This is a genomic window from Ferrovibrio sp. GW821-FHT12E11 (assembly GCF_058806975.1).
This window is the reverse complement of sequence record NZ_JBXAQG010000001.1, coordinates 295,918-321,637: the sequence shown is the minus strand read 5'-3', so window position 1 is coordinate 321,637 and position 25,720 is coordinate 295,918. Positions and strand designations below refer to the sequence as shown.

25 protein-coding genes are annotated in these 25,720 nt (G+C 65.6%); 14 read left to right on the top strand and 11 right to left on the bottom strand.

All coding sequences use genetic code 11. The annotated features are described in order from the left end of the window. Nucleotides 1-46: 46 nt before the first annotated feature. Genes AC1ROT_RS01655 through AC1ROT_RS01640 form a run of 4 tightly spaced genes read right to left on the bottom strand, consistent with a single transcriptional unit; the run spans nt 47 to nt 3,867 of the window. Nucleotides 47-832, bottom strand: coding sequence for an ABC transporter permease (locus AC1ROT_RS01655; RefSeq protein WP_492997005.1), 786 nt, complete (start codon nt 830-832; stop codon nt 47-49). Further along, complete coding sequence (locus AC1ROT_RS01650) at nt 832-1,704, bottom strand: ABC transporter permease (protein WP_492997004.1); 873 nt, start codon at nt 1,702-1,704, stop codon at nt 832-834. The genes AC1ROT_RS01655 and AC1ROT_RS01650 overlap by 1 nt, the downstream gene beginning before the upstream one ends. Beyond that, a complete protein-coding gene (locus AC1ROT_RS01645) occupies nt 1,701-2,765 on the bottom strand; it encodes an ABC transporter ATP-binding protein (protein WP_492997003.1) in 1,065 nt (354 codons plus the stop codon). The genes AC1ROT_RS01650 and AC1ROT_RS01645 overlap by 4 nt, the downstream gene beginning before the upstream one ends. 4 nt (nt 2,766-2,769) lie before the next feature. Beyond that, nucleotides 2,770-3,867: a polyamine ABC transporter substrate-binding protein gene (locus tag AC1ROT_RS01640; protein ID WP_492997002.1), complete on the bottom strand. Its 1,098-nt coding sequence runs from the start codon at nt 3,865-3,867 to the stop codon at nt 2,770-2,772. A gap of 215 nt (nt 3,868-4,082) precedes the next feature. On the opposite strand from AC1ROT_RS01640, the gene AC1ROT_RS01635 reads away from it, so the two are divergent. The 3 genes from AC1ROT_RS01635 to AC1ROT_RS01625 all read left to right on the top strand — a co-directional run bounded on the left by AC1ROT_RS01635 (nt 4,083) and on the right by AC1ROT_RS01625 (nt 7,513). Continuing rightward, entirely contained in the window at nt 4,083-5,135 is a 1,053-nt protein-coding gene (locus AC1ROT_RS01635; protein WP_492997001.1) for a glycosyltransferase family 4 protein, read from the top strand. A 213-nt stretch (nt 5,136-5,348) separates the two neighbouring features. Beyond that, on the top strand, nt 5,349-6,479 hold the full coding sequence (locus AC1ROT_RS01630) for a helix-turn-helix transcriptional regulator (RefSeq protein ID WP_492970478.1): 1,131 nt from the start codon (nt 5,349-5,351) through the stop codon (nt 6,477-6,479). 95 nt (nt 6,480-6,574) lie between these two features. Then, on the top strand, nt 6,575-7,513 hold the full coding sequence (locus tag AC1ROT_RS01625) for a 2-hydroxyacid dehydrogenase (protein ID WP_492997000.1): 939 nt from the start codon (nt 6,575-6,577) through the stop codon (nt 7,511-7,513). A gap of 64 nt (nt 7,514-7,577) precedes the next feature. On the opposite strand, the gene AC1ROT_RS01620 is transcribed toward AC1ROT_RS01625, so the two are convergent. Next, a complete protein-coding gene (locus tag AC1ROT_RS01620; protein ID WP_492970480.1) occupies nt 7,578-8,441 on the bottom strand; it encodes a transglycosylase SLT domain-containing protein in 864 nt (287 codons plus the stop codon). Nucleotides 8,442-8,559: 118 nt separating this feature from the next. On the opposite strand from AC1ROT_RS01620, the gene AC1ROT_RS01615 reads away from it, so the two are divergent. From AC1ROT_RS01615 to AC1ROT_RS01585, 7 genes are all read left to right on the top strand, one after another. After that, nucleotides 8,560-9,687 (top strand): hypothetical protein, encoded by a 1,128-nt coding sequence (locus AC1ROT_RS01615; RefSeq protein WP_492996999.1) that lies wholly within the window; start codon nt 8,560-8,562, stop codon nt 9,685-9,687. A 33-nt stretch (nt 9,688-9,720) separates the two neighbouring features. After that, complete coding sequence (locus AC1ROT_RS01610; RefSeq protein ID WP_492970482.1) at nt 9,721-10,122, top strand: rhodanese-like domain-containing protein; 402 nt, start codon at nt 9,721-9,723, stop codon at nt 10,120-10,122. Next, nucleotides 10,119-11,225, top strand: a complete 1,107-nt coding sequence (locus AC1ROT_RS01605) for a CaiB/BaiF CoA transferase family protein (protein WP_492996998.1) — start codon at nt 10,119-10,121, stop codon at nt 11,223-11,225. Before AC1ROT_RS01610 ends, AC1ROT_RS01605 begins: the two co-directional genes overlap by 4 nt. After that, nucleotides 11,225-11,986, top strand: coding sequence for an SDR family NAD(P)-dependent oxidoreductase (locus AC1ROT_RS01600; protein WP_492996997.1), 762 nt, complete (start codon nt 11,225-11,227; stop codon nt 11,984-11,986). Before AC1ROT_RS01605 ends, AC1ROT_RS01600 begins: the two co-directional genes overlap by 1 nt. A 42-nt stretch (nt 11,987-12,028) precedes the next feature. Then, complete coding sequence (locus tag AC1ROT_RS01595) at nt 12,029-12,811, top strand: SDR family oxidoreductase (RefSeq protein WP_492970485.1); 783 nt, start codon at nt 12,029-12,031, stop codon at nt 12,809-12,811. Nucleotides 12,812-12,971: 160 nt separating this feature from the next. Beyond that, nucleotides 12,972-13,562 carry a TetR/AcrR family transcriptional regulator gene (locus AC1ROT_RS01590; RefSeq protein WP_492996996.1) on the top strand — a complete coding sequence of 197 codons (591 nt, stop codon included), beginning with the start codon at nt 12,972-12,974 and terminating at the stop codon, nt 13,560-13,562. Beyond that, a complete protein-coding gene (locus tag AC1ROT_RS01585; RefSeq protein WP_492970487.1) occupies nt 13,559-13,984 on the top strand; it encodes a PaaI family thioesterase in 426 nt (141 codons plus the stop codon). Before AC1ROT_RS01590 ends, AC1ROT_RS01585 begins: the two co-directional genes overlap by 4 nt. A gap of 3 nt (nt 13,985-13,987) precedes the next feature. Here the strand turns inward: AC1ROT_RS01585 and AC1ROT_RS01580 are convergent, their stop codons facing one another. Next, nucleotides 13,988-14,440 carry a carboxymuconolactone decarboxylase family protein gene (locus AC1ROT_RS01580; protein ID WP_492996995.1) on the bottom strand — a complete coding sequence of 151 codons (453 nt, stop codon included), beginning with the start codon at nt 14,438-14,440 and terminating at the stop codon, nt 13,988-13,990. Nucleotides 14,441-14,678: 238 nt separating this feature from the next. Here AC1ROT_RS01580 and AC1ROT_RS01575 point away from each other — a divergent pair, with 238 nt between their 5' ends. From AC1ROT_RS01575 to upp, 4 genes are read left to right on the top strand one after another with little or no spacing between them, the layout of a single operon-like run. Continuing rightward, on the top strand, nt 14,679-16,226 hold the full coding sequence (locus tag AC1ROT_RS01575) for an acyl-CoA carboxylase subunit beta (protein ID WP_492996994.1): 1,548 nt from the start codon (nt 14,679-14,681) through the stop codon (nt 16,224-16,226). Next, nucleotides 16,223-17,509: a GTP cyclohydrolase II gene (locus tag AC1ROT_RS01570; protein ID WP_492996993.1), complete on the top strand. Its 1,287-nt coding sequence runs from the start codon at nt 16,223-16,225 to the stop codon at nt 17,507-17,509. Before AC1ROT_RS01575 ends, AC1ROT_RS01570 begins: the two co-directional genes overlap by 4 nt. Before the next feature lie 5 nt (nt 17,510-17,514). Next, nucleotides 17,515-18,753 (top strand): URC4/urg3 family protein, encoded by a 1,239-nt coding sequence (locus AC1ROT_RS01565; RefSeq protein ID WP_492996992.1) that lies wholly within the window; start codon nt 17,515-17,517, stop codon nt 18,751-18,753. Between the two features lie 28 nt (nt 18,754-18,781). Then, nucleotides 18,782-19,420 carry a uracil phosphoribosyltransferase gene (upp, locus tag AC1ROT_RS01560; RefSeq protein WP_492970492.1) on the top strand — a complete coding sequence of 213 codons (639 nt, stop codon included), beginning with the start codon at nt 18,782-18,784 and terminating at the stop codon, nt 19,418-19,420. 2 nt (nt 19,421-19,422) lie between these two features. Here the strand turns inward: upp and AC1ROT_RS01555 are convergent, their stop codons facing one another. The 5 genes from AC1ROT_RS01555 to AC1ROT_RS01535 all read right to left on the bottom strand — a co-directional run bounded on the left by AC1ROT_RS01555 (nt 19,423) and on the right by AC1ROT_RS01535 (nt 25,400). Further along, nucleotides 19,423-20,205 (bottom strand): heme ABC transporter ATP-binding protein, encoded by a 783-nt coding sequence (locus AC1ROT_RS01555; protein ID WP_492996991.1) that lies wholly within the window; start codon nt 20,203-20,205, stop codon nt 19,423-19,425. Further along, entirely contained in the window at nt 20,202-21,248 is a 1,047-nt protein-coding gene (locus tag AC1ROT_RS01550; protein WP_492970494.1) for a FecCD family ABC transporter permease, read from the bottom strand. Before AC1ROT_RS01550 ends, AC1ROT_RS01555 begins: the two co-directional genes overlap by 4 nt. 2 nt (nt 21,249-21,250) lie before the next feature. Beyond that, nucleotides 21,251-22,135: a heme/hemin ABC transporter substrate-binding protein gene (locus tag AC1ROT_RS01545; RefSeq protein ID WP_492970495.1), complete on the bottom strand. Its 885-nt coding sequence runs from the start codon at nt 22,133-22,135 to the stop codon at nt 21,251-21,253. Nucleotides 22,136-22,199: 64 nt separating this feature from the next. Beyond that, entirely contained in the window at nt 22,200-23,264 is a 1,065-nt protein-coding gene (locus AC1ROT_RS01540) for a hemin-degrading factor (RefSeq protein ID WP_492996990.1), read from the bottom strand. 69 nt (nt 23,265-23,333) lie between these two features. Continuing rightward, nucleotides 23,334-25,400, bottom strand: a complete 2,067-nt coding sequence (locus AC1ROT_RS01535) for a TonB-dependent hemoglobin/transferrin/lactoferrin family receptor (RefSeq protein WP_492970497.1) — start codon at nt 25,398-25,400, stop codon at nt 23,334-23,336. Between the last annotated feature and the right edge of the window lie 320 nt (nt 25,401-25,720).

The following is a 25,720-nucleotide window of genomic DNA, read 5'->3' as shown; positions in this document are numbered from 1 at the left end:
CTGGCGGAAGCGTCTCTGCCAGCGCCTGGGCCGCTCCGGTCCCTGTTCAGTCCCTGGCGAGGCTGCGCTTGTGCAGCAGGCTGGCGGCAATGACCAGCAGGGTCACCGCGGCGATCATGATGGTGGAGATCGCGTTGATCTCGGGCGAGATGCCTAAACGCACGGCGCTGTAAACCTTGATCGGCAGCGTCGTGGCCCCCGGCCCGTTCACGAAAGAGGCGATCACCACATCGTCGACCGACAGCGTGAACGCCAGCAGCCAGCCAGCGGCCAGGGCCGGCGCGATGCCAGGTACGGTGACCAGCAGGAAAGCCTGCACGGGACCGGCGCCGAGATCGCGGGCGGCCGCTTCCAGGTCGGGATTCAGCGTCACCAGCCGCGACTGCACGATCACCAGCACGAAGGCGGCGCCGAAGGTGGCATGAGCAATCGTCACCGTGAGCAGGCCGCGCTCGACATCCAGCGCCACGAACAGCAGCAGCAGGCTGACGCCGAGGATGACCTCCGGCAGCACCATCGGCGCCAGCATCATGGCGCCAAACAGACCGCGGCCGGGGAAGCGGCCAAGCCGGGTCAGCGCCAGCGCGCCGGCCGTGCCAATGATGGTGGCGAGCGTCGCTGACAGCGCGCCGATGCGCAAGCTGAACAGCGCCGCGTCCAGATAGGCGGGATTGGAAAACAGCGTCTCGTACCAGTGCAGCGACCAGCCGCCCCAGACCGTGACCAGCCGCGAGGCGTTGAAGGAAAAGATCACCACCAGCAGGATCGGCAGGTAGAGGAAAGCCAGGCCGAGGCCGAGCGCCGTGAGATGGATGCCGCCAAAGCGCTGCATCAGTGTGCCGCCCCCTTGTCGTCGGCGAGTTCCACCTTCTGCAGCCACAGGGCTGGCGCCAGCAGCAGGGCGGTGAGCAGCACGGCGATCGCCGAGGCCATGGTCCAGTCGCGGTTGGAGAAGAATTCGGTCCAGATGGTCTGGCCCAGCATGATGGTGCCCGATCCGCCCAACAGGTCGGGGATGACGAACTCGCCCATGGTGGGAATGAAGACAAGCAGCCCCGCCGCGATCAGGCCGGGGCGGGCCAGCGGCACGGTGACCAGCCAGAAGGCCTTCAGGGGCGAAGCGCCGAGATCGATGGCGGCTTCGGCCAGCTGGCGCGGCTGACCATGCAGGCTGGCATAGATCGGCAGGATGGCAAAGGGCAGGTAGCTGTAGGTCATGCCGATGATGATGCCGAAGCCGGTATTGATCATCACCAGCGGCTGGTCGATCAGCCCGAGCCAGAGCAGGGCGGCATTGATCAGGCCTTCAGGTTTCAGCAGCGCGATCCAGGCATAGACGCGGATCAGCAGCGAGGTCCAGAAGGGCAGCACGATGAGGGTGAGCAGCGGCGGCTGCCAGCGCTCTGCCGCGCGATCGACGGCACGGGCGATGCCCAGGCCCAGCACCAGGCAGAAGACGGTCGACAGGCCGGCATAGAGCAGGCTGTTGCCGAAGGCGCGCAGATAAAGTGCATCCTTGAAGATCAGGGCGTAATTGCCCAATTGTGCGTTCCAGACGCCATCCTCGATCAGCGGCGTATAGGGCGGCTGGGCCAGCAGAGGTTCGGCGAAGCTGATCTTCAGTACCAGCAGCAGCGGGATGGCGACCAGCGCCAGCAGCCACAGGCCGGGCAGGGCAAGCAGGGCGAGGCGGCGCCGGCTCACAGGCTGTCCCGCAACGGGATCAACGCATCGGCATCCCAGCTCAGCCACACGCTCTGGTCCAGTTCCAGCAACGGCTCGTGAATGGCATTGAGCTGCGAGGCCTTGATGATCCGACCATCGGCCAGCGTCACGTCCACCGTGGTCATGTCGCCGATATAGTCGATATCGGTGATCGTGCCGGTCGCGGTATTCGGCCCGGCGGGCAATGCTTCGCGGGCAATCTCGATCTGCTCCAGGCGCAGCGCCAGCAGCTGCCGGCCGCCGGTGCGGCCTTCGGGGCGGAAGCGCAGGTCGAGGCTGCCGCTCTTCGCCGCGCCATCGGCCGAGACGATCTCGGCCTCGAACAGGTTGGTCTCGGCCATCAGGCTGGCGACGAAGCGGTCCACCGGGCGGTCGTAGATGGTGCGCGGCTGGTCGATCTGACGGATGCGGCCATGATCCATCACGGCGATACGGTCGGCCAGCGCCATGGCTTCGTCATTGTCATGGGTGACGAAGACGAAGGCGATGCCGGTCTGGCGGTTCAGCTTGCGCAGCTCGGCCTGGGTCTGCTGGCGCAGGCGCTTGTCCAGTGCGCCGAGCGGTTCATCCAGCAGCAGCAGGCGCGGCCGCTTCACCAGCGCGCGCGCCAGGGCCACGCGCTGCTGCTGGCCACCGGACAGCTGATGCGGCTTGCGTTTCGCAAAGCCGGCGATTTCGAGCATCGCCATGGCCTCGCTGACGCGGGTTTCGATCTCGGACTTCGGCAGGCCGTCGCGGCGCAGGCCGAAGGCGACATTGTCGGCGACGCTCAGATGCGGAAACAGCGCATAGGACTGGAACATCATGTTCACCGGCCGCCTGTGCGGCGGCAGCGCCGTGATGTCGGCGCCATCCAGCAGGATGCGGCCGGCATCGGGCACTTCCAGTCCGGCGATCATGCGCAGCAGGGTCGACTTGCCACAGCCGCTGGGGCCAAGCAGCACCAGGGACTCTCCCGGCGCAACGCTCAGGTCGAGGGCATCGACTGCCGTTTCGTCGCCATAGGATTTACTGACGCCCTCGACCTGCAACAGACTCATGCGGTCAGTTGCCGCCCTTGATGCGGGTCCAGATGCGGGTCAGCAGGCGCTGTTCGGCCTGGTTGAAGGGCTGCACGGTATAAAGCGACTTGATGACATCGGCCGGCGGGAAGACATCCTTGTCGGCCATGGCTTCCTTGTCGACCAGCGAGAGCGAGGCGGGCACGGCATTGGGATACTGCACGGCATTGGTGATCTTCGCGATCACCTTGGGCTGCAGGATGTAATTGATGAAGGCATGGGCGTTGTCGGGGTTGGGCGCATCGGCCGGCATCACCATCACGTCGAACCACTGCTGCGCACCTTCGCGCGGCAACAGGTACTGGACCTTCACACCCTTCTTGGCTTCTTCCGCGCGTGTCCGCGCCTGCAGGATGTCGCCGGAGAATCCGTAGACCAGGCAGGCATCGCCGTTGGCGAGGTCGTTGATGTATTGCGAGGAGTGGAACTTGCGGATGAAAGGCCGGACCTTCAGCAGCGCCGCTTCGGCCTTGGCGAGGCTGGCGGCGTCTTTCGCATTGGGATCGAGGCCGAGATATTTCAGCGCGGCGGTCATCAGCTCGTCCGGCGCATCCAGCACCATCACGCCGCAATCGGCGAATTTCGACACGATCTCCGGATCGAACAGCATCTTCAGCGAATAGGCCGGCGGATTGGCCATGCGCTGCTTGATCTTGTCGGGGTTCAGGCCGATGCCGCTGGTGCCCCAGAGATAGATGGCAGCGTGTGCGTTGCCGGGATCGAATTTCGCCAGCCGCTCCATCAGGGCGGGATCGAGGTTTTTCAGGTTCGGGATCTTCGCCTTGTCGAGCGGGCGCAGCAGCTTCGCCTGCACCTGGCGCGCCATGTAGTATTGCGTCGGCACCACGATGTCGTAGCCGGTCTTGCCGGCCAGCAGTTTGCTCTCCAGCGTGTCGTTGCTGTCATAGACGTCGTAACGGACCTTGATGCCGGTCGCGGCCTCGAAATCCTTCAGTACCTGCGGATCCACGTAATCCGACCAGTTATAGACGTTGACCACCTTGTCCTGGGCCCAGGCGATGTTCTGGGCGGGCAGGGCAAGGGCAAGCACGGAAAAGGCCAGAATGGCGGCAAGGCGCATGATGGAAGTCCCCCGGAGTCAGTGACCGGATTATGACAATCCGTCCCCGCAGCGGCAATCCCGGGGCAAGCTGTCCCGGACTGTGGATTGTCATCGACCTGTCACGACTGTCTCCGACTTATCCCCAGGCTTTCATCGCCCTGTCATCGAATCGCGATGGAATAGGGAATCGGTGATTCGGCCGGAAGGGCCGGTTTAGGGAGAGAGATCACGCAATGCGCATTCTGATCGTTTCCGATGCATGGCACCCCCAGGTCAATGGCGTGGTGCGCACGCTGACCAAGACCCGTGAGATCCTGGAAAAGCGCGGCTATCTGGTCGAGGTGATCGGGCCGGAGCAATTCCGCCGCATCCCGTGCCCGACCTACCCGGAGATCGAGCTGGCTATCCTGCCATACCGCAAGCTGGTGCGGCTGATCGAGGTCTTTGCCCCGGACGCCATCCATATCGCCACCGAGGGTCCGCTGGGCATGGCGGCGCGCAAATACTGCAAGCGCAACGACCTAATCTTCACCACCGCCTATCACACCAAATTCCCCGAATACGTCCATGAGCGCAGCGGCCTGCCGCTCAGCTGGAGCTATGCCTTCATGCGCTGGTTCCACAATGGCGGCGCCGGCGTGATGGTGGCGACCGACAGTCTGGCCCAGAGCCTGACCGAGCATGGCTTCAAGAACCTGCGCACCTGGTCGCGCGGCGTGGATGTCGAACGCTTCAAGCCGCGGCCGAAGGACATCCTCGATCTGCCCCGACCGATCTATCTCTATGCCGGCCGCGTCGTGGTCGACAAGAATATCGAGGCCTTCCTGAAACTGAAGCTCGACGGCACCAAGCTGGTGGTCGGCATCGGCCCCGACCTGGAAGGCTATCGCGCCAAGTATCCGGAAGCGGTCTTCGCCGGTTATCTGGAGAACGGCCATCTGGCCAGCTATTTTTCGGCCGCCGATGTCTTCGTCTTCCCCAGCCTGACCGACACCTTCGGTCTGGTGCTGCTGGAAGCCATGGCATCGGGCGTGCCGGTGGCGGCCTATCCGGTCACCGGGCCGATCGACATCGTCGGTCCGCATCCGGAGGTCGGCTGCCTCGACGAGGATTTGGCGGTGGCGATCAAGGGGGCGCTGGGCAAGTCGCCCGAGGCCTGCCGCGCGCTGGCGCTGCAGTATTCCTGGGATGCCTGCACCGACCAGTTCCTGAAAAACCTGGCGCCGCTGCGCAAGCCCCTGCCGGACCAGCAGGCGACCACGACGGCGGCCAGCCGGGCCGCCTGAGGGTCCGTCTCTCTTTTTTGGAAATATTCCAGATAGAGAGACCGTCAGCATGCGGCGCTAATCCTGCGGGATTAGTTTGCGTGCATTGCATACAAGAGTCTGCTGTTCACGCAGATTTCATGCGGTGTTTCGGCGAGTCTCTCGCAAAAACGGCCTTGATCGGAAACGCCTCCGCCCCTATGGGTTAGCCGCGCGCGAGCCCAGGGGGATGTCATGCCGCATCTGACCGCCCGGAATTCTTCAGCCCTGCTTGAGAAGCTGTACATGACCGTCGTCGACGACGGCGCGCTGAAACCGTTTCTCAGCGAGTTGGCGCTGGCCTATGACGCCAGCCTGGCCACGGTCGCGACCATGGACGGCCACTCCCGCCACGATCACCTCCGCATCTCCAGCGCCGTCGATCCGCAGCAGGGCGCCAGCACGGTGCCCGGCTATTACGCGGCGCTCAGCCCCTTCCGTCCGGTGATGCTGCAGAAGCAGAATTACGGCCGCGTCATGACCTCGAGCCAGATCGTCGATCCCGAGCGGCGCGCGCGTGACGCCTTCATCAATGAATTCCTCAAGCCGGACGGCCATGAATACCTGGTCACTGGCATCTTCGGCGAGGGCGAGGGGCGGCATAATTATTTCGTGCTCAATCGCGGCGGCAGCCATGGCGAGTTCGACACCGATGCGGTCGCCGGCCTGGAAGACCTGGTGCCGCATTTCCGTACCATGCTGCGCATTCGCAACCGCATGATCGCGCGTGACCGCCACATCGATGTCATCCGCATGTCCGCGGACCAGCGCGGCGACGGTCTGGTGCTGCTGGATCGCCGCGGCAAGGTGCAGGTGATGAATGCGCAGGCCGAGGCCCTGCTGGGCGATGCGGATGGCCTGAGCCTGACGGATAGCCTGCTGCGGGCAGCGCTGCCCGAGGATGACGGCCTGCTGCAGCAGGCCATTCACCGTCTGCTGCAATCGGTTGCAGCGGGCGAGATGGAGCCTGCTGTATCGCTGGCGGTGCGTCGCCCGTCCGGCGCGCAGGCCTGGCGGGTGCATGTCATGCCGCTGGCGCTGCGCAAATTCCTCTTCGCTGGCGATGAAGTCGATCTGGCGGTGCAGATTGTCGGGCCGCCAGCAACGGTGACAACGGTGGACGAGACCATGGCCGAGCAGTTCGGTCTCAGCCGCGCCGAAATCCGCGTCGCCACCCATCTGGCCGCCGGCGTGCCGCCGAAGCGGATCGCCGATATGCTGGGAAACAGCATAAACACCATCAAGGTGCATCGGCGGAACCTCTACAGGAAGCTGGGTGTCAGCCGGCATTTCGATCTCGTGCGCTTGTTCGGCGGCAAGCCCTGAGCGCCGGGCCGGCGGAATAATCGCCGCTGCGCCTTGAATACGCCCCGCGGGCTTCGTTAGGCTTCACTCATATATCAGTATGAGGGAGGGGCCATATGGCCGTCGAAATCGTCCAGACCATCGCCATGATGCCGGCCGTGCAGCAGGTGCTGGATCGCGACTATGTCGTGCACAAGCTGTGGGAAGCCAAGGATCGTGACGCGCTGCTCAAGCAGGTGGCGCCCACTGTGCGCGGCATCGTCACCTCGGCAAGCTCGGGCGTGAACAGGGCACTGATGGAAGCCCTGCCCAAGGTTGAAGTGATTTCCAGTTTCGGCGTCGGCTATGATCCGATCGATATCGGCGCCGCGAAAGAGCGCGGCATCATCGTCGCCAACACGCCTGATGTGCTGACCGAATGCGTGGCCGATACCGCGATGTCGCTGACGCTGGCGATGATGCGCCGTATCCCGCAGGCCGATCAGTTCGTGCGCCAGGGCAAATGGCCGACCGACAAATTCCCGCTCACCGAGAAGCTGGGCGGCAAGGTGATGGGCGTTCTGGGGCTGGGCCGGATCGGCCAGGCGATTGCAAGGCGCGCCGAGGCTTTCGGCGTCGAGATCGCCTATTTCGGCCCGCGCAAGAAGGCCGATATTGCGTACAAGTATTACGACAACCTCGTCGCCATGGCGAAGGAGGTCGATATCCTGATGATCGCCTGCCCGGGCGGCAAGGAAACCCATGGCATCGTGAACCAGGCGGTGATCGATGTGCTGGGACCGAAAAGCTATGTCGTCAATATCGCGCGTGGCAGCGTGGTGGACGAGCCGGCGCTGGTGAAGGCGCTGGTCGACGGCAAGCTGGCGGGCGCCGGCCTCGATGTCTTTGTCGACGAGCCGAATGTGCCGTCGGCGCTGTGGAAGCTGGATAATGTGGCACTGGCGCCGCATATCGGTTCGGCCACGCATCAGACGCGTCAGGCCATGGGCGATCTGGTGCTGAAGAATCTGGCCGCGCATTTCGCCGGCAAGCCGGTGATCGCGCGCGTGGTCTGAATTTTCGAAGGATAGCCGTTTGCGGCAGCCCCGGTGCAGACCGGGGCTGTTTGCGTTTCAGGCGCTAGATGTCGGTATCGGTTTTGCTGCCGCTGGTCAGGCGGGTCTTGCCGCTCATGATCTTGTGCAGCAGTTCCATCGCCATCATCTTGACGCCGTGATCGACAATGCGGCGCTGTTCGTCCAGATGGGTCTGCACGGCCGAGCCGCCCTTGCCGCTACGCGCCACGGTCTCGGCGCTGTCCAGCGGCACGGTCTCCAGGCCGGTGGCATTGTTTTCCAGCTTGCGGGTGAAAAAGGCATAGATATCGCCCAGCGAGCGCGCCTTGCCATCGGGCGTGTAGAACACCCCCTGGTTGGCAGACGCGGCTTCCGGCAGCAGGGCGGCGCCGCTCTGCGCCGGATTGTCCTTCAGGCCAGAGAGGAATTTGGTGGCGCCGCTGGCGCCGAGGAAATGGCCGAGATAGAGATCGACCTTCTTCACATCGACGCCGAATTCGCGCGACAGGATCTGCTGGTTGCTGCGGGCATATTCCGCCGCCATCACCGAGGCGACGCGCGGATCGTCACGTAAAGACAGGATGTCGCGGCGGGCCTCGGCATCGCTGACACGCGGGCGGCCATCGCTGCCGGTGGAAATCTGCTGCGCTTCGCTGGCGAGGCCGTGTTTGGCGCCGTGGTCGCGCACGGTTTCCAGCCAGGTGCTTTCGATGAACTGGAACAGGCCGCGCGCCGAACTGGTCTTGGCCTGGGCATCGGCCTTGAAGCCGCTTTCCTGTCCGGCCTGCGCCACCAGATAGGCGAAGTCGACGCCGGTGCGGCTGCTGGCCTGCTTCATGGTGTTGAGCAGCTCGTAGCTCACCTTATGGCCGCCGATGCGATAGCTATCGGCGGTGGCGGCGGGCGGGAAGGGCGTGACAGGAGGCATGCGCTGAACCTGATAAGAGCAGTGTTTCCTTTAGCCGGCGCGCGGCAAAGATTCCGTTAACAACCGCGTCATAAGGTATCCCCTTGTTACAATTCGGGTTTTCAGGCAAACAGAACGCATGATCGAGCAGCTGTCGGCCAATATGGCGACTGTGGACTGGGCGGCCAACGGACCCTGGCTGGCCCTGCTGCTGATTCTGCTCAGTGGCATCGGCCTGCCGGCGGCCGGTTATGCCCTGTTTGACCGCTGGGCGGCGCGCCGCCTGCGCATCGATACCATCGCACTGGCCACCCGCTATGGCGGCTTCATGAATTCCTGGGCGGTGTTCGGCCGCCATGCCGGCGAATACCGCGATCTGCGGCCGCTGTTCCCTGAGGCGCAGGCGGCCGAACTGGCGCGCTTCCATGACGGCACCGCCTGCATCGCCGCGCGGTTCCGCACCGAGACGGCAGCCCAGTCTGCGGCCGAGCAGCGCTTCGCCAGCTTTGCCGCCGCCGGGGTGGAATATGCCGATGCCGGCGTCTCGTTCCAGACCGGCGGCGCCGGCGAGAAGAAACGCGGCTATGCCAAGGGCCAGTGGCTGGTGATCGGCGATACGCTGTTTGCCTTCTATGGCCCCGACAGTCCGGCGCTGGCGCGGCGGCGTCAGGCGATCCCGGCCCTGCGCGCCCGCCGCTTTCCCGGACCGCTGCGCATGCTGCACAGCCGCGGCGGTCATAGCGCGCTGGCGGGTTTATGGATTTTGCTGCATGTGCTGGTGGCCGGTCAGTGGCTGGAGCACAGCGCGCTGCGCGTCGGCGAGGGCGCGCCGGTGCCGGCCAGCGAACTGCGTCTGCGCCTGATCGGGCTGGATAACCGCAACCTGCGTCTCAGCACGATCCGCAAACCGGACGGCCTGACCATTGCCGGCCGCAGCGACGACCTGCGGCAGCAGGATCTTGGCCTGTTGGCCGGCCGCGACTGGATCACCGGCGTCGATCTCGTCATCGATCTCGAACGCAGCGTCGTCAAGGTGTTGCCGCTGGTCGGCCGCAGTCCGCCGCCCGAACGCCTGGGCGAGGCGCCGTCGCCACCCGAGCGCTGGCGCAACAACGGCCTGCTGCTCGACGACAACGATCCGCTGCTGCTGGCCGTGCGCGATGCGGTCGTGGCGGCCGGCTGGGACTGGCAGCCGGTGTTGTGGCCAAGCCTGCCCCGGTTGCGTCCGGGCTGGCTGCAGTGGGCATGGCCTCGTTCCGACGGCTGACTTATAGTTGCCTCCACGTATACGGAGGAAGCCATGCCCAAAGGCTACAAGGCCATGCTCGATGAAGCACTGGCCGAGATCGTCACGCTGACGCCGGAACAGGCGGCGGCCGAGCGGACCAGGCCCGATGTCGTCTTTGTCGATATTCGCGATCCGCGCGAGCTGGAGCGCGATGGCGCCATTCCCGATGCGCTGCATGCCACGCGCGGCATGCTGGAATTCTGGATCGATCCGGAAAGCCCGTATCACAAGCCGGTCTTCGCAGAAGACAAGCGCTTCATCTTCTTCTGCGCCGGCGGCCTGCGTTCGGCGCTGGCGACCAAGACGGCGAAGGATATGGGGCTGCAGAAGATCGCTCATATCGATGGCGGCTTCAGCGCCTGGAAAAAAGCCGGCCTGCCCACCATCGAATGGAAGCCGAGGAGCAAGGCATGAGCGGCGGTCCTCTCTCGGGTCTGAAGGTGATCGAGATGCCGGCCATCGGCCCGGTGCCGTTCTGCGGCATGCTGCTGGCCGATCTGGGCGCCGATGTGCTGCGCATCGACCGCACCGGCGATGTCGATCTCGGCCTGCCGATCGAGCCGAAATACGAACTGCTCGGCCGTGGCAAACGCTCGCTGGCGCTCGACCTGAAAGACCCGAAAGCCATCGCGCTGGTGCTCGATCTCTTCGGCAAGGCCGATGTGGTGATCGAGGGTTTTCGCCCTGGTGTGATGGAACGCCTCGGGCTCGGGCCCGATGTGGCGCAGCAGCGCAATCCGAAGCTGGTCTATGGCCGCATGACCGGCTGGGGCCAGGATGGGCCGCTGGCCATGGCCGCCGGCCATGACATCAACTACATCGCGCTCACCGGCGCCCTCCATGCCATCGGGCATAAGGATGGCAAGCCGGTGCCGCCGCTCAATCTGGTCGGCGATTTCGGCGGTGGTTCGCTCTATCTGGCCATGGGCGTGCTCGCGGCGCTGTTCGAGCGCCACCAGTCCGGCAAAGGCCAGGTGGTGGATGCTGCCATGGTGGATGGCGCGGCCTCGCTGATGACCATGTTCTTCGGCATGAAGGGCGGCGGCCTGTGGAGCGATGTGCGCGGCGCCAACATGCTGGATACCGGCGCGCCCTGGTACGACACCTACGAATGCCGCGACGGCGGCTTTGTCGCCATCGGCTCCATCGAGGGCAAGTTCTATGCAGATCTGGTCAAGGTGCTGGGGCTCGATCCGGCGACGCTGCCGAAACAGCATGACCGCAAACGCTGGTCGTCTTTACGCGCCGCCTTCGCCGCCACCTTCCGCACCAAAACGCGGGACGAATGGTGCGCGCTGATGGAGGGCAGCGATATCTGCTTCGCCCCGGTGCTGAGTCTGGAGGAAGCGCCGCGTCATGCCCATATGGCGGCGCGCCAGACCTTCGTGTCGCCCGATGACGTGGTGCAGCCGGCGCCGGCGCCCCGCTTCTCGCGCACGCCGGGCGCCATCCGCGCCAAGCCGCCGTCGCGCGGCGAGGGTGGGGAGACGGCGCTGAAAGACTGGGGCGTCGCCTGATGCCGCGTCTGGCGAACAAGGTGGCGCTGATCACCGGCGCGGCATCCGGTTTCGGTCTGGCGACGGCGAAACTGTTTGTTGCCGAAGGCGCGCGCGTCATCCTCACCGACCGTAACGCCGAAGGTGCAGCAGCAGCAGCAGCACTGGGCCCTGCTGCGCGCTTCCGCAGCCTCGATGTCACGCAGGAAGACCAGTGGCAGGCGGCGATTGCCGATGTGGCGGTGCAGGAAGGCCGGCTCGATATCCTGGTCAACAATGCCGGCATCGGCCTGTTCCGCAACGTGACGGAGATGACGCTGGCGGAATGGCGCCTGGTGCAGGCGGTGAATTCCGACGGGGTTTTCCTAGGCTGCAAGCATGCCGTGCCGCTAATGCGCGACAAAAGTGGCGGCGGCTCGATTGTCAATGTCGCATCGGTTGCCGGCAAGACCGGCGCGCCGGACATGACCGCCTACTGCGCCTCGAAGGGCGCGGTGACACTGTTCACCAAGGCGCTAGCGATGGAGGCGGCCTATGGCCGCTGGAATATCCGCGTCAATTCCGTGCACCCAGCCTATGTCGCCACCGCGCTGGTGGAGGCGCATATCGCCCAGGCCGAGGATCCGGTGAAGGCGCGCCGCTTCCTCGAACGCCTGCAGCCGGTCGGCCGCATGGGCACGGTGGAAGAGGTGGCGCATGCCATCCTGTATCTTGCCAGCGATGAGGCGAGCTTCGTTACCGGTTCGGAACTGATGGTCGACGGTGGCCTCACCGCGCAGTAGCCTTTTCTTCTTTTTGATTGAGCAAGCGAACAGGAGTATCGCATGGATTTCGGTATCAAGGGGCGTAACGCGCTGGTCTGCGCTGCCAGCAAGGGGCTGGGCTTCGGTTCGGCGCTGGCGCTGGCCAAGGAGGGCGTGCATGTCACCATCACCGCCCGTGGCGCCGAGACCCTGGAAGCGGCCGCGAAGAAAATCCGCGAGGCCGCGCCGGATGTCAGCGTGAAGACGGTGGCCGGCGACATCACCACGGTTGAAGGCCGCGAGCAGGCGCTGGCCACAGCCGGCGAGATCGACATCCTGGTCAACAATGCCGGCGGGCCGCCGCCGGGCGATTTCCGCGACTGGGACCGCGAGCACTGGATCAAGGCGCTGGATGCCAACATGATTACCCCGATCCTGCTGGCCAAGGCGGTGATCGACAAGATGGCGGCGCGCCAGTTCGGCCGCATCGTCAACATCACCTCCAGTTCGGTGAAGGCGCCGATCCCGATCCTCGGCCTCTCCAACGGCGCGCGCTCGGGCCTGCATGGCTTCATTGCCGGCTTGTCGCGCCAGGTGGCGAAGGACGGCATCACCATCAACAACCTGCTGCCTGGCCGCTTCCTGACCGACCGCCTGCGCGTGACTATGAACAAGGGCGGCGCGCTGCAGGGCGAGGCGCTGGACGCCGAGATCGCCAAGCAGGCCACCACCGTACCGGCCGGCCGCTTCGGCACGGCGGAGGAATTCGGCCAGGTCTGCGCCTTCCTCTGCTCGGTGCCGGCGGCCTACATGACCGGCCAAAATGTGCTGCTCGACGGTGGCAATTATCCCGGCAGTTTCTGACGCACTCATCGTCACCCCGGGCTTGACCCGGGGTCCCATTCCCAACGGCACGAAAACAAATGGGATCCCCGCTTTCGCGGGGATGACGTCAGCGAGCAGGGGGCTTCGGCCCCCTTTCTTTTGTTCTTGTCATAATTAGACCAGTCTATATAATTACGTCATGCCCAAAGCCGCTACCCTTGCCCGCAAGCGCCCCGCCACCACCCGCGACCGCTTTGTCGTGATGACGGCGAAACTGATGTCGCGGCGTGGCTATGCCGGAGTGGGGCTGAACGAGATCGTCGAGAAAAGCGGTGCTCCGAAGGGGTCGCTCTACCATTACTTCCCCGAAGGCAAGGAACAGCTTGCCGCCGCCGCCGTCACCTGGGCCTCCGACTGCTTCCTCGCCACCCTGACGGCCGAGATCGAACAGGCCGGTTCGGCCGCCGCCGCGATCCTGGCGCTCAGCGTCAAGATTGCCGGCTGGATGGAAGAGTCCGGCTTCAAGGACGGCTCGCCGCTCACCATCGTCGCGGTCGAGACCGGCGCCTTTGTCGAGCCGCTGCGGCTGGCCTGCCAGACCGGTTACCAGGCCTGGGCCGACCTGCTGGCCGACCAGTTGCGCCGCGACGGCAAGCCGGCGAAAGAGGCCAGCGACCTGGCGCTCTGGGCCGTGGCCTCGCTGGAAGGCGCCATCGTGCTGGCGCGCACCCAGCATTCCGCCGAACCGCTGCGCCGCATCGGCAAACTGCTGCACCGGAGTTTCAGATGAGCGAAGACGACACCCCGAAGCTGCTGCTGACGCGCGAGCGACTGGAGCATGTGATTGCCATCAGCACCTTCACCAGCTGGGTCGGCACCCGGGTGCTGGAGCTGGAGCCCGGCCGGGTCAAGGTGGAGGTCGATGTGCGCAAGGAGATGAAGCAGCATCATGGCTTCGTCCATGGCGCCATCATCGGCTATATGGCCGATACGGTCTGCGCCTGGGCCGCCGCCTCGGTGGTCGGCGATGTGGTGACGTCGGAATACAAACTCAACCTGCTGGCGCCGGCGCTGGGCGACAAGCTCACCGCCATCGGCACGGTGGTGAAGGCCGGCAAGCGCCAGGCGGTGACGCGCGCCGATGTCTTCATCGTGGCGGACGGTGTCGAGAAGATCGTCGGCACCGCCCTGGCCACGATTGCCCGGGTTTAGGCTTTACGCCTTCTCCACCGGATGCGCGGCGCGGAAACCGACCTGCAGCCGGTTCCACACATTGATCGCGCCGATCAGCAGCGTGAGCTGCACCTGTTCGGCTTCGGTGAAGGCGGCCTTGACCAGAGCGTAATCTGAATCCGGCGCGCCGGTCTCGGCGACCCGGGTGAGGGATTCCGTCCAGGCCAGCGCCGCCCGTTCGCGGTCGTTGTACAGCGGCGATTCCCGCCAGGCGTTCAGCATATAGAGCCGCATCTCGGTCTCGCCATGCTTGCGGGCATCGGTGGCGTGCATGTGGATGCAGAAGGCGCAGCCGTTGATCTGCGAGGCGCGCAGCTTCACCAGTTCGCGCAGGCCCTGTTCCAGGCTGCTGCTGTTGAAGCTGGCCTCCAGGGCCATCATGGCCTTGAGGCCTTCGGGGATGGATTTGAAGGGGGAGTTCAGGCGGGGTGTCATTGTCGTTTCTCCGTGGCGTGCACCATGCACGCTTCACTCCCATAGACGGGACAGGCCCAGCCGCTGTGACAGGCCACGCGGATATTCTCCGCCATGATCGGCCGGTTGTCCCGTTTCCGCCGGGGCAGGCCGGAAATGACGGTTTCGTGGAAGGGGTTATGGCCCTCCCAAAGCCGTTGTGCCCCTCTGCGAGCGGCGTTACACTCCATCGCTTTCCAGTGCCAAGAGGCCTGAATTTATGAGCTGGGAAGCCGAGATCGCCGAGCTACGGCGACGCGAAGAGATGGCCCGCCAGATGGGCGGGGCCGACAAGATCAAGCGCCAGCATGACGGTGGCAAGCTGACGGTGCGCGAGCGCATCGACCAGCTGCTCGACCCCGGTTCCTTCCATGAGGTTGGCGCCATTGCCGGCCGCGCGCGCTATGACGCCACCGGCCAGCTCCAGGAGTTCAGCCCGACCAATTTCGTTTTCGGGCGCGGCAGGATCGACAGCCGGCCCGTGGTCGTGGGCGGCGACGATTTCACCGTGCGTGGCGGTGCAGCCGATGCCTCGATCTGGCAGAAGCAGGTGCATGCCGAGCAGATGGCGCTCGAGCTGCGCATCCCGATGGTGCGCCTGGTGGATGGCACCGGCGGCGGCGGTTCGGTCAAGTCGCTGGAGATGGAAGGCCGCACCTACGTGCCGCTGATGCCGGGCTGGGAACATCTGGTCGCCAATCTCTCGACCGTGCCGGTGGTCGCCCTGGCGCTGGGTTCGGTCGCCGGCCTGGGTGCCGCCCGTGCCGTCAGCAGCCATTTCTCGGTGATGGTCGAGGGCATCTCGCAGATGTTCATCGCCGGGCCTCCTGTTGTGGCGCGCACCGGCGTGATCATGACCAAGGAAGAACTCGGCGGCGTCGACATCCACACCCGCGCCGGAGCGGTCGATCTGGCCGTGGCCAGTGAGGCCGAAGCTTTCGAGGCGGCGCGGCGCTTCCTGTCCTACCTGCCGCCGTCGGTCCATGAGTTGCCGGCGCGCGTGACGCCGACCGACGATGTGAACCGTCGCGAAGAGAAACTGATCGCCACCATTCCGCGCGACCGCCGCCGCGTCTACAAGATCCGCGAAATCCTCGACTCCGTCGTCGACGATGGCAGCTTCTTCGAGATGGGCCGCATGTACGGCCGCTCGGTGGTGACGGGTCTGGCGCGTCTCGATGGCTGGCCGGTCGCCATTCTCGCCAGCGATCCCTACCATTATGGCGGCGGCTGGACCGCCGATGCCGCCCACAAGATCACGCGCTTTGTCGATCTGGCCGAGACCTTCCATCTGCCGGTGGTGCATTTTGTCGATATCCCGGGCTTCCTGATCGGCCCGGAAGCCGAGCAGAGCGGCACCATCCGCCATGGCGCCCGTGCGCTCGCCGCCGTCTATCAGGCCAGCGTGCCCTGGTGTTCGATCATCCTGCGCAAGGCCTTCGGTGTTGCCGGCGCCGGCCATTCCAATCACACGCGCCTGCGCTACCGTTATGCCTGGCCGTCCGGCGACTGGGGCAGCCTGCCGCTGGAAGGCGGCATCGAGGCGGCCTATCGCGCCGACCTGGAAAAGGCCGAGGATCCGGCCGCACTGCTGAAAGACATCGAAGAGCGCCTCAATCAGGTGCGTTCGCCGTTCCGCACGGCGGAGGCCTTCCTGGTGGAAGAGATCATCGATCCGCGCGACACGCGGCCGCTGCTCTGTGAATTCGCCAACCTCGCCGCACCTTTGCGCAAAACCGGACCATCCACCTTCGGGTACAGACCATGAGCACCACCGAGATTCCGAATATCCCCAACGAGAAGAAGCCGGCACCGAAATCCATCGTGCTGACCTCGCATCCCAACAGCTCGGCCGGCAGCAAGCCGCTGTCGGTGGAATGGGGCGCCGCCGATCCGCAACAGCGCGGGCCCATCGTGGCGACCTTGAAGAATCCGGGTGGCAAGAATGCCGTCGGCACCCATTCGGGCGCCTATTCGCTCTATCGTGCGCTGGCCGTGGCATCGGGCCAGCTCAAGGCCGAGCACAAGCCCGATCTCACCAACACCGCACCGGCCGAGCCGCTTGGCCCGTTCCCGCAATGGGCCGATCCGGAAAAGATCGTCTCGCTCGATCCCTGGGGCCATATCACCAGCCAGGTCTTTGCCGAGCAGATCAAGGCCGGCTGGGATATCCGCCCGACCATCGCGGTGACCAAGGCGCATATCAACATGCCTGAGTTGCACGATGCCGTGCGCGCCGGCCGTATCAAGCCTGACGGTCATATCCTCGCCAGCAACGGCGATGTGAAGGTGACCAAGGTGGCGGTCGAGCCGGTCTGGTATCTGCCCGGCGTGGCCAAGCGCTTCAACATCAGCGAAACCGAATTGCGCCGAGGCCTATTCGAGCAGACCGGCGGCATGTTCCCCGAGCTGGTGACGCGTTCCGATCTCAAGGTCTTCCTGCCGCCCATCGGCGGCATGACCATCTATCTGTTCGGCGATGTGTCGAAGCTGGGCAAGCCGGCCACCAAGATCGCCTGCCGCATCCATGACGAATGCAACGGCTCGGATGTCTTCGGCTCGGATATCTGCACTTGCAGGCCCTACCTCGCGCATGGCATCGAAGTCTGCATCGAAGAGGCCCAGCAGGGCGGCGTCGGCGTCATCGTCTATAACCGCAAGGAAGGCCGCGCGCTGGGCGAAGTCACCAAGTTCCTGGTCTACAACGCGCGCAAGCGCCAGGAATCCGGCGACCGTGCCGAGACCTATTTCCAGCGCACCGAATGCGTCGCCGGGGTGCAGGACATGCGCTTCCAGGAGCTGATGCCCGATGTGCTGCATTGGCTGGGCATCAGCCGCATCGACCGACTGGTGTCGATGAGCAATATGAAATACGACCCCATTGTCGCCAGCGGCATCCAGGTGGTGGAGCGCGTGCCGATCCCGGACGAGTTGATTCCCGCCGATGCCCGGGTCGAGATGGATGCCAAGAAGGCGGCCGGCTATTTCACCGACAAGGTGCCGGACGAAGACGAACTGAAAAAGGCCAAAGGCCGCGGTCTCGAGGAGTAAACCTGGTGAGTAACCTGAACGATCCGGCACAGGCGGTGGCCTGGCTGCGGACGCCGAAGGCGATCCGTGAACGCTGCCATGCCCTGTTCAACCTGGCCGAACGCGAGGCCCTGCCGAATTTCAGCCTGCATCTGGATAAGCTGGAGCCCGCCGCCGATTACGTGGCGCAGGTGATCCGCGAGAATTATCCGACGCTGGCCATTCCCTATCATGCGCGCTGGCGGCATTTCGCCGCCGGGGGCGTCAATCGCTGGCGTGATCTGGAGGCGACGTTGAAGGGCGCCGATACCGACGAGATCGCCCGCATCCGTTTCGATCTCTGCGTCACCAGCGTGCTGCTCGATGCCGGCGCCGGGCCGGGCTGGTCCTATGACGAGACCGGCCATGGCAAGGTCGCGCGCTCCGAAGGCCTGGCAGTGGCCAGCCTGCATGCCTTCCGCGCCGGGCTGTTCTCCGGCGACAAGGCGCAGCCGTTGCGCGCCGACGCCGCCGGGCTTTCTCCCTTGGCCCCGAATGCCATCGCCCATGCCTTCCAGGTCTCGGATGCCAACCCGCTGGTCGGCGTGGAAGGCCGTGCGGCGCTGATGCGCAATCTCGGCCAGGCGCTGAAAAGCCGGCCCGACCTGTTCGGCCCGCAGGCCCGCATCGGCGGGCTCTACGATTACCTGAAAGCCCATGCGGTGACAGACGGCAAGCTGCCGGCAGCCGCCATCCTGGCCGCCGTGCTGGAAGGTCTGGGCCCGATCTGGCCCTCGCGCATGACCATCGACGGCGCCAATCTGGGCGATGTCTGGCGTCATCGCGGCCTGATGAGCGGCGATCTCACCTCCGGCCTGATCCCGTTCCACAAGCTGTCGCAATGGCTGACCTACTCGCTGGTAGAAATCTTCGAGGATGCCGGCATCGTGGTCAGCGGGCTGGACGATCTCACCGGCCTGCCGGAATACCGCAACGGTGGCCTGTTCATCGATCTGGGCGTGCTCAGCGTGCGCCACGACGCGCTGAAGAAATATCCGATCCCGGTCGAGGACGAGGCGGTGGTGGAATGGCGCGCGTTGACGCTGGCGCTGCTCGACCAGATCGCCGATCCGGTGCGCGCCCGTCTGGGCAAGACGGCGGCCGAGATGCCGCTGGCCCGCATCCTGGAAGGCGGCACCTGGGCGGCCGGGCGCAAGATCGCCAGGGAGAAGCGACCCGATGGCGGCCCGCCGCTGACAGTGGCCAGCGACGGCACGGTTTTCTAGGATTTCATTTTTCGGGGGAGAGTAGACGATGAATGCGTTTCCCAATGCCACGGTCGTCCAGCATCCGCTGGTGCAGCACAAGCTCACGCTCCTGCGCCGCAAGGAGGTCTCGACGGCCGAGTTCCGCCGCCTGGTGCGCGAGCTGAGCCTGCTGCTCTGCTACGAGGTCACCCGCGACCTGCCCATGGAGAAGGTCGATATCGAGACGCCGCTGGAGCATATGAAGGCGCCGCTGCTCTCGGGCAAGAAGCTGTGCTTTGTGCCGATCCTGCGCGCTGGCAACGGCATCCTCGACGGCATGCTGGATCTGGTGCCGTCGGCCCGCGTCGGCCATGTCGGCCTCTACCGCGACCCGGAGACCCTGGTGCCGGTGGAGTATTACCTGAAGCTGCCGGAAGACGTGCGCGAGCGCCTGGTGATCGTGGTTGATCCGATGCTGGCAACGGGTCATTCGGCTGCCGCCGCTGTCACCCGCCTGAAAGAGGCCGGCGCCAGCCAGATCAAGTTCGTCTGCCTGCTCACCGTGCCGGAAGGCCTGCGGGTGATGCAGGACAATCATCCTGATGTGCCGGTCTTCACCTGCGCCATCGACCGCCAGCTCGACGAACACGGCTATATCCGCCCGGGCCTGGGCGATGCCGGCGACCGGATCTACGGCACCAAATAGGGTTACGCCGCCGCCGGCGTCGCCGGCCCGCGGATGACCAGACAGCCGTCATAGACCTGCGCATCGACGGCGAAGACGCGGCGCAGCAGCTCGCTGTTCAGCACAGCTTGCGGCCGGTCCAGCGCCTCTATGCGGCCGCGGTTCAGCACCAGCACGCGGTCGCTGTAGCGATAGGCCAGCCCCAGATCGTGCAGCACGGTGACGACGGCCACGCCGCGGGCGGCCAGGTCGCGCGCCAGCGCCAGCACCGCATGGGCATGGGCAAGGTCCAGGCTGGCGGTGGGTTCGTCCAGCAGCAGCACGGGCGCAGCCCCGCTGAAATCCAGCTGCGCGATCACGCGGGCCAGCTGCACGCGCTGCTGTTCGCCGCCTGACAGCGTGCCATAGGAGCGGTCGGCCAGATGCAGGATGTCGGCGGCGCGCAGCGCCTGTTCGACGGCAGCCGCATCGGCGGCGGCCGTGCTGGTCTCGCGGAACGGCATGCGGCCCAGCGCCACCACGGCGCGCACCGGCAGAGCAAAGGCCAATTTGGAGGCTTGCGGCATCACGGCGCGACGACAGGCCAGCGCCAAAGGCGTCCAGCCGGAGAGCGGCGTGCCGTCCAGGCGGATGGTGCCGGCGCTCGGTGCCAGATCGCCCGCCATGGCCGAGAGCAGCGTGGTCTTGCCGGCGCCGTTGGGACCGACGATGGCCAGCAGTTCGCCGGCCGCGAGATCGAAAGACACGCCGTCCAGCAGGCGGCGGGTCGGTTTTTCGACGGTGACGGTGTCCACCTGCAGGCTCATGCGGCGAACTCCCCGCGGGCCCGCCACAGCAGGCTGAGGAAGACCGGCGCGCCGATCAGGCAGGTGAGCAGGCCGAGCGGCAGCTCGGCCGGGGCGACGATGATGCGCGCGATCAGGTCCGCACCGATCAGCAGGGCCGCGCCCAGGATGGCGCAGAGCGGCAGCAGGCGACCATGCTGTGGCCCGGCGACCAGGCGGACCACATGCGGCACCAGCAGACCGACGAAGCCGACGGTGCCGCTGACCGCGACAGCGCCGCCGACGGCCAGCGCCGTGCACAGGCAGGCCAGGCGCTTGACCCGTTCGATGCGGAAGCCCAGATGGCCGGCTTCGCGCTCGCCCAGGTTCAGCGCATCCAGCGCGCGCGAGAACCAGGGCAGGGCGATGATCGGCGCGGCGGCAAAGGGCGCCAGGATGGCCACGCTCTGCCAGCGCGCGCCGCCGACACTGCCGAAGGTCCAGAACGAGATGTCGCGCAACTGGACGTCGTTGGCGAGGAAGATCAGGAAGCCGGTCAGCGACAGCGCGATGGCGTTGAAGGCGATGCCGGCCAGCAGCAGCATCGGCACCACCGTCGTGCCGTTCACCAGGGCGACGCGGTAGATCATGGCGATCACGGCCAGGCCGCCGGCAAAGGCGCCCAGCGGCAGCAGCACCGGCTGCCAGACGGCCGGGAAGGCCGTGCCGGTCAGCACGATGATCGTGGCGGCGGCGACCGTGGCGCCGGCCGACACGCCGATCAGGCTGGGATCGGCCAGCGGATTGCGGAACAGGCCCTGCATGATGCCGCCGGAGATGCCGAGCGCGGCGCCGACCAGGCCGGCCAGCAGCACGCGCGGCAGGCGCAGGTAGAGCACGATGGATTCATGACGGCTTTCGGCAGCCTGGCCGAACAGGGCGGCCAGCACCTCCGATGGCGACAGCCGCACGGCGCCGATCGCCAGCCCGGCGATGGCGGCGATCAGCAGCAGGACCAGCGCACCGCCCAGCAGCAGCGGCAGACGCAGGCGCAGCGGCGCGACACCGGCAGGGGCTTCGATCACGCTCATAGCCAGGGACGGGCCGGCAGGGCCGGCAGGGCCGCGCCGGGATGCAGCAGTTCGGCCAGGTCATGGGCGGCATGGGCGATGCGCGGGCCGAGGCCGAGCATGTAGAGCGTATCCATGGCATGCACGCGGCCGGTGCGGATGGCCTTGGTGGGCGCCAGCGCCGGCAGTTTCGACACGCCGGCCGCGCCGCCCAGCGCCTCGAAGGAATGGCCGGGCAGCAGGACGACATCGGGATCGGCCGCAAGGGCTGCTTCCGCATTCAGCGGTTTGAAGTTCTTGTAGTCGGAGACGACATTCTCGGCGCCGGCCAGCTTCAGCATGGCATCGGCCGAGGTTTCCTGACCCGCGGCCAGGATATTGCCGTTGCTGGTGCTGAGCACGAACAGCACGCGGGTTTTTTTCAGTGGCGCGACCATCCGCTGCAGGGCCTGCAGGTCGGCCTCCACGGCATCGGCCATGGCCTTGCCCTGGGCCTGGCGGCCGACCGCCTCTGCGACAGCCAGAATCTTTTTCGGCACGGCCGGATCGATATAGCTTTCCGGCACCACCAGCAGCGGCAGGCCGGCGGCCCGCAACTGCGCGATCGTCGCCGGCGGGCCGGCATGGTCGGTGGCGATCAGCAGGGTGGGCGAGAGCGACAGGATACCCTCGGCGCTCAGCGTGCGCACATAGCCGATCTGTGGCAGCTTGCTGGTCAGGCTGTGTGGATACAGGCTGGTGGTGTCGACGCCGGCCAGCTGGTCGCCGGCACCGAGCGCCACCACGATCTCGGTCAGGGCACCGCCGGCCACCACCAGACGCGGCGGCGCGGCGGCATGGCCGGGGCGCGGCAGGGCGGTGGCGGCGAGGGCGCCCAGAAGGAAGCGGCGCGTGAGTGTCATGGCGATGCTCCTGTGCGTACAGGGAAGGTGCCGGCCCGGATCGGTATCCGGACCGGCCGTGAGATCAGGCCGCGGCGCGCGACACCAGCGATTCCGCCAGCGTGCGCCAGTCCTGCAGTTCCGGATTGCCCGGCTTGCGCTTGCCGAAGAAGGAGACGATCAGCTCGCCGTCCTTGTCGAACAGCTCCAGCGAGGTGACCGTGCCGTCCACGCTGGGCTTGCGCACCAGCCAGCTCGACACGATGGCATCCTCGCGCAGATGCAGGTTGAACATCGGATCCAGCACATTGAGCCACGGGCCGGTCGGCACCAGCCGCTTCACCGTGCCGGTGTGGATCTGGATCATGCCGGGATTGCCGACAAAGACCATGATCGGCAGGTCGGCTGCCGAAGCGGCTTCCATCATGCGCCGCGCGCTGTCGTTGCTGACCGGCACGGCGAAGTCCTGGCCGGCGAGGCGGAAGGCCTGTTCGCGCGCCACCTTGTGCTTGCGCAACAGCGGGAAGAAGTCGTGGGTATCCTTCAGCGCGGCCCATTCGCTGCGCAGGCCGGCAGCATCGATCTCGGCATCCGGGCGCGGCGCAGGCCTGGCCGCGGCCGGCTTGATTGCCAGTTCGGCCGACTGCTCGGGCGCACGGAATGCCTCGGCGATGGCCTTGAAAGCGGCGGTGTCGGTTTTCTCGGTGGCGTAGATCTTGTGGATCGCCTGGCCGGCGCCATCGAAGAACTGCAGGCTGATGCGCGGGCCGGCCTTGGTGTCCTCGGCAACCGCGAAGCCATGGGCCCAGGGACCGAAGAAGATGCGCAGGTCGATGTCGTCGCCGAGGATCAGGCCGACATGGCCTTCCAGCGACAGCGCGCCATAGACACCATGGCGCTCATGCACGATGGCGTTGTTGCGGGTCAGGGCCATCACTTCGCCAACGCCGCTGACAGCGCTGATGATGTCGGACCACGGACCCTGCAGGCGGGTGGCGCCCCGGTCGGTTCCTTGGCCCAGGCGGGTGGCCAGCAGCTCGGCCTCGGAGACGTCGAGGCGGGCGGCGGCATCGCGGATGCGCAGGTTGGGCTCGGCAGCGCGCAGCGCGGCCCAGCGGTCGGCGAGGGATGAGTTCGGTTGGCTGGTCATCGGAAAGCTCCAGGCTGTGTCGTGGCAGATACCGGCCGTCCCGATGGGGCTCGGGACGGCCGGGTTTAATCAGAATCCTTTGGTGTAACTGACAGAGATTCGGTAATCGCGGCCTTCTTCGTAGAGGCTGGCCAGATGACGGCGATAGGTATTGTCGAAGACGTTCTCGACACCGGCATCGACGCGGAAGCCCTGCAGATAATCCGGCATCGGCAGCCACGATACGAACAGGCTGTGCACCGCATAGCCGCTGGTCGTCGGCGTGGCCGAGGTCGGGGTACCTGTTACGAAGGGCACGTTGCTCACGCGGTCCTGCTCGGCGACGAATTCGCCGCGCCAGCCGAACTTCAGGCCGTATTGCGGCAGCTTGCCGCCGAGCACCGCGGTGAACTTGTCGGCGGGGATCGAATCCAGCGGGCGGCTGGTGCGGTCGTTCTCGCCGCGGATGCGTGAATATCCCATCGAGCCAAAGGCAAAGCTCGTATCATAGGCGGTCGAAAGCTCGGCACCCTGGATCGTGGCTTCGGGGATGTTCTGGTTGGTGGTGCTGCCGGCGCCGGCATTGCCGGTGACGATCGTCTCAATGAAGTCTTCCGCCTTGGTGTGGAAGTAGGTGGCGTTGACGCGAAGGCTGTCCTTCGCGGTCATTACATTGTCGAACTTCAGCTTGACGCCGCCTTCCGCCGTCTCGGTGGTCTCCGGCTTCAGGTTCGGGTTGGGGACGAACAGGTTGCCCGGGCCCAGATGCGCGCCGGCCACATACATTTCCAGCAGGCTGGGGGCGCGGAAGCCGTAGCCGTAGGAGCTGTAGAGGCTGAGCCAGGTCATCGGCTGCCAGTTGGCTGCGAGTTTCGGCGAGAACTGGCTTTCATCCTTCGGCGTCGAGATATTCGCCTGGCTTTCATAGGTATCGAACCGGCCCGATGGCGTCAGGGTGAAGCCGCGGAACAGCTCGATCTCGTCCTGGATGTAGTAGCCATAGACATCCATTTCGGCATTGGGATAACCGGCACGGAAGCTGTTGTTGCGATATGAGCTCTGATGGTCCTGGTAGTATTCGGTGCCGAAGGTTACGGCATGCTTGTAGCTGCCGGTTTCGAAACGCGACGTGTTGTAGATGTCGTAGCCGTCGGTGGTCAGCAGGGTCCGGTCATAACGGGCGGCAGCGGGGCGCGACCGGTTCTCGTTGGTGGCCAGCTCGTTGCGATACAGCTTCACCGTCGGGTTCAGCAATGGCATATCGGGATTGGTGAAGGAGTAGGCGGTGGTATAGGTCCGCATCTCGGTGTCGCGATACACCGGATAGGCCTCGTTGACGCTCTGCACGGCATCCGGGTTCGACAGGGTGTCGCCATCCTGCTTGAAGCGGATCGCGCTGAAGCTGAGCTTGTGGCCCTCGGCCGGTCGGATCGTTGCCTTCAGCAGCATGTCGCGCAGGTCTTCCGATGACGGGACCAGTTCGGTGCCGCCGCCCTGCTTCAGGGTACCGGCATCGCGATAGGAGAAATTACCCAGCAGGTCGACCTTGTCCTGGTAACGACCGAACACGCCGGCGCTGTAGTAGTTTTCGCGCGCGACCGAGCTGTAGCCATACTTGGTGCGGAAGCCCATGGTCTCTCCGCTGTCGAGCAGGTCGGAGGCATCCTTGGTTTCCATCGCGACGACGCCGCCGATGGCGCCGGAACCATGCAGGGCAGAGTTGCTGCCGCGCACGACCTCCACCTGTTTCAACAGGTCGGGGTCGAGGAAGAAGCGGCCCTTGTGGCCGGCATTGAAGTTCTGGCGGGCGCCGTCCAGCGTGGTGACCACGCGCTGGCCGCCCATGCCGCGGATGTTGACGTCCTGGCCGATGCGGCGGGGACCGCCGCTCATGTCGACGCCCGGCAGGTCACGCAGCAGGTCGTCGATCTTCGACGGGCTGCGGCTGTCGATCTGCTCGCTGTCGATGACCGAGACATTTGCCGGCACCTCATCAAGGGTGTGGGCGGTCTTGGTCGCCGTGATGGTGACCGGGTTGAGGTTCACCGCGTCGGCCACCTGCTGGGCCATGGCGTCCTGGACGCCCGCGCCGCCGAGCAGGGCGCCTGCCACGGCAACGCCGCGAAGAATCGGATGTCGATTGGATATAGTGGTCACGTAGGTCCCCATGCCTTGGTTAGCCGGTCATTTCTGATCTGGCTGGCTGCCTTGCGCGGGGCGTACGCTGGGTGGCTGGCTGTCGGTGTACAGCGTCTTATTACGAAGCTTCGCCTTTTGCAACTACGAGTCATTATTAAGTGTAAAAATTTGAACCCGTAAAACAACGGCTTGATCGCCCGATCTGGCGTCTGGGAAGCCCAGGGGTGCCCATAGGCGACCGGCGGGCGGCATTAGGGCGTGGCGGCACAGGCCTGACGACGGTTCGGGTCCGCCGGCCTCGCCGGTCATCGGCGGCCAGTCCCCTTCGTATCCACCAT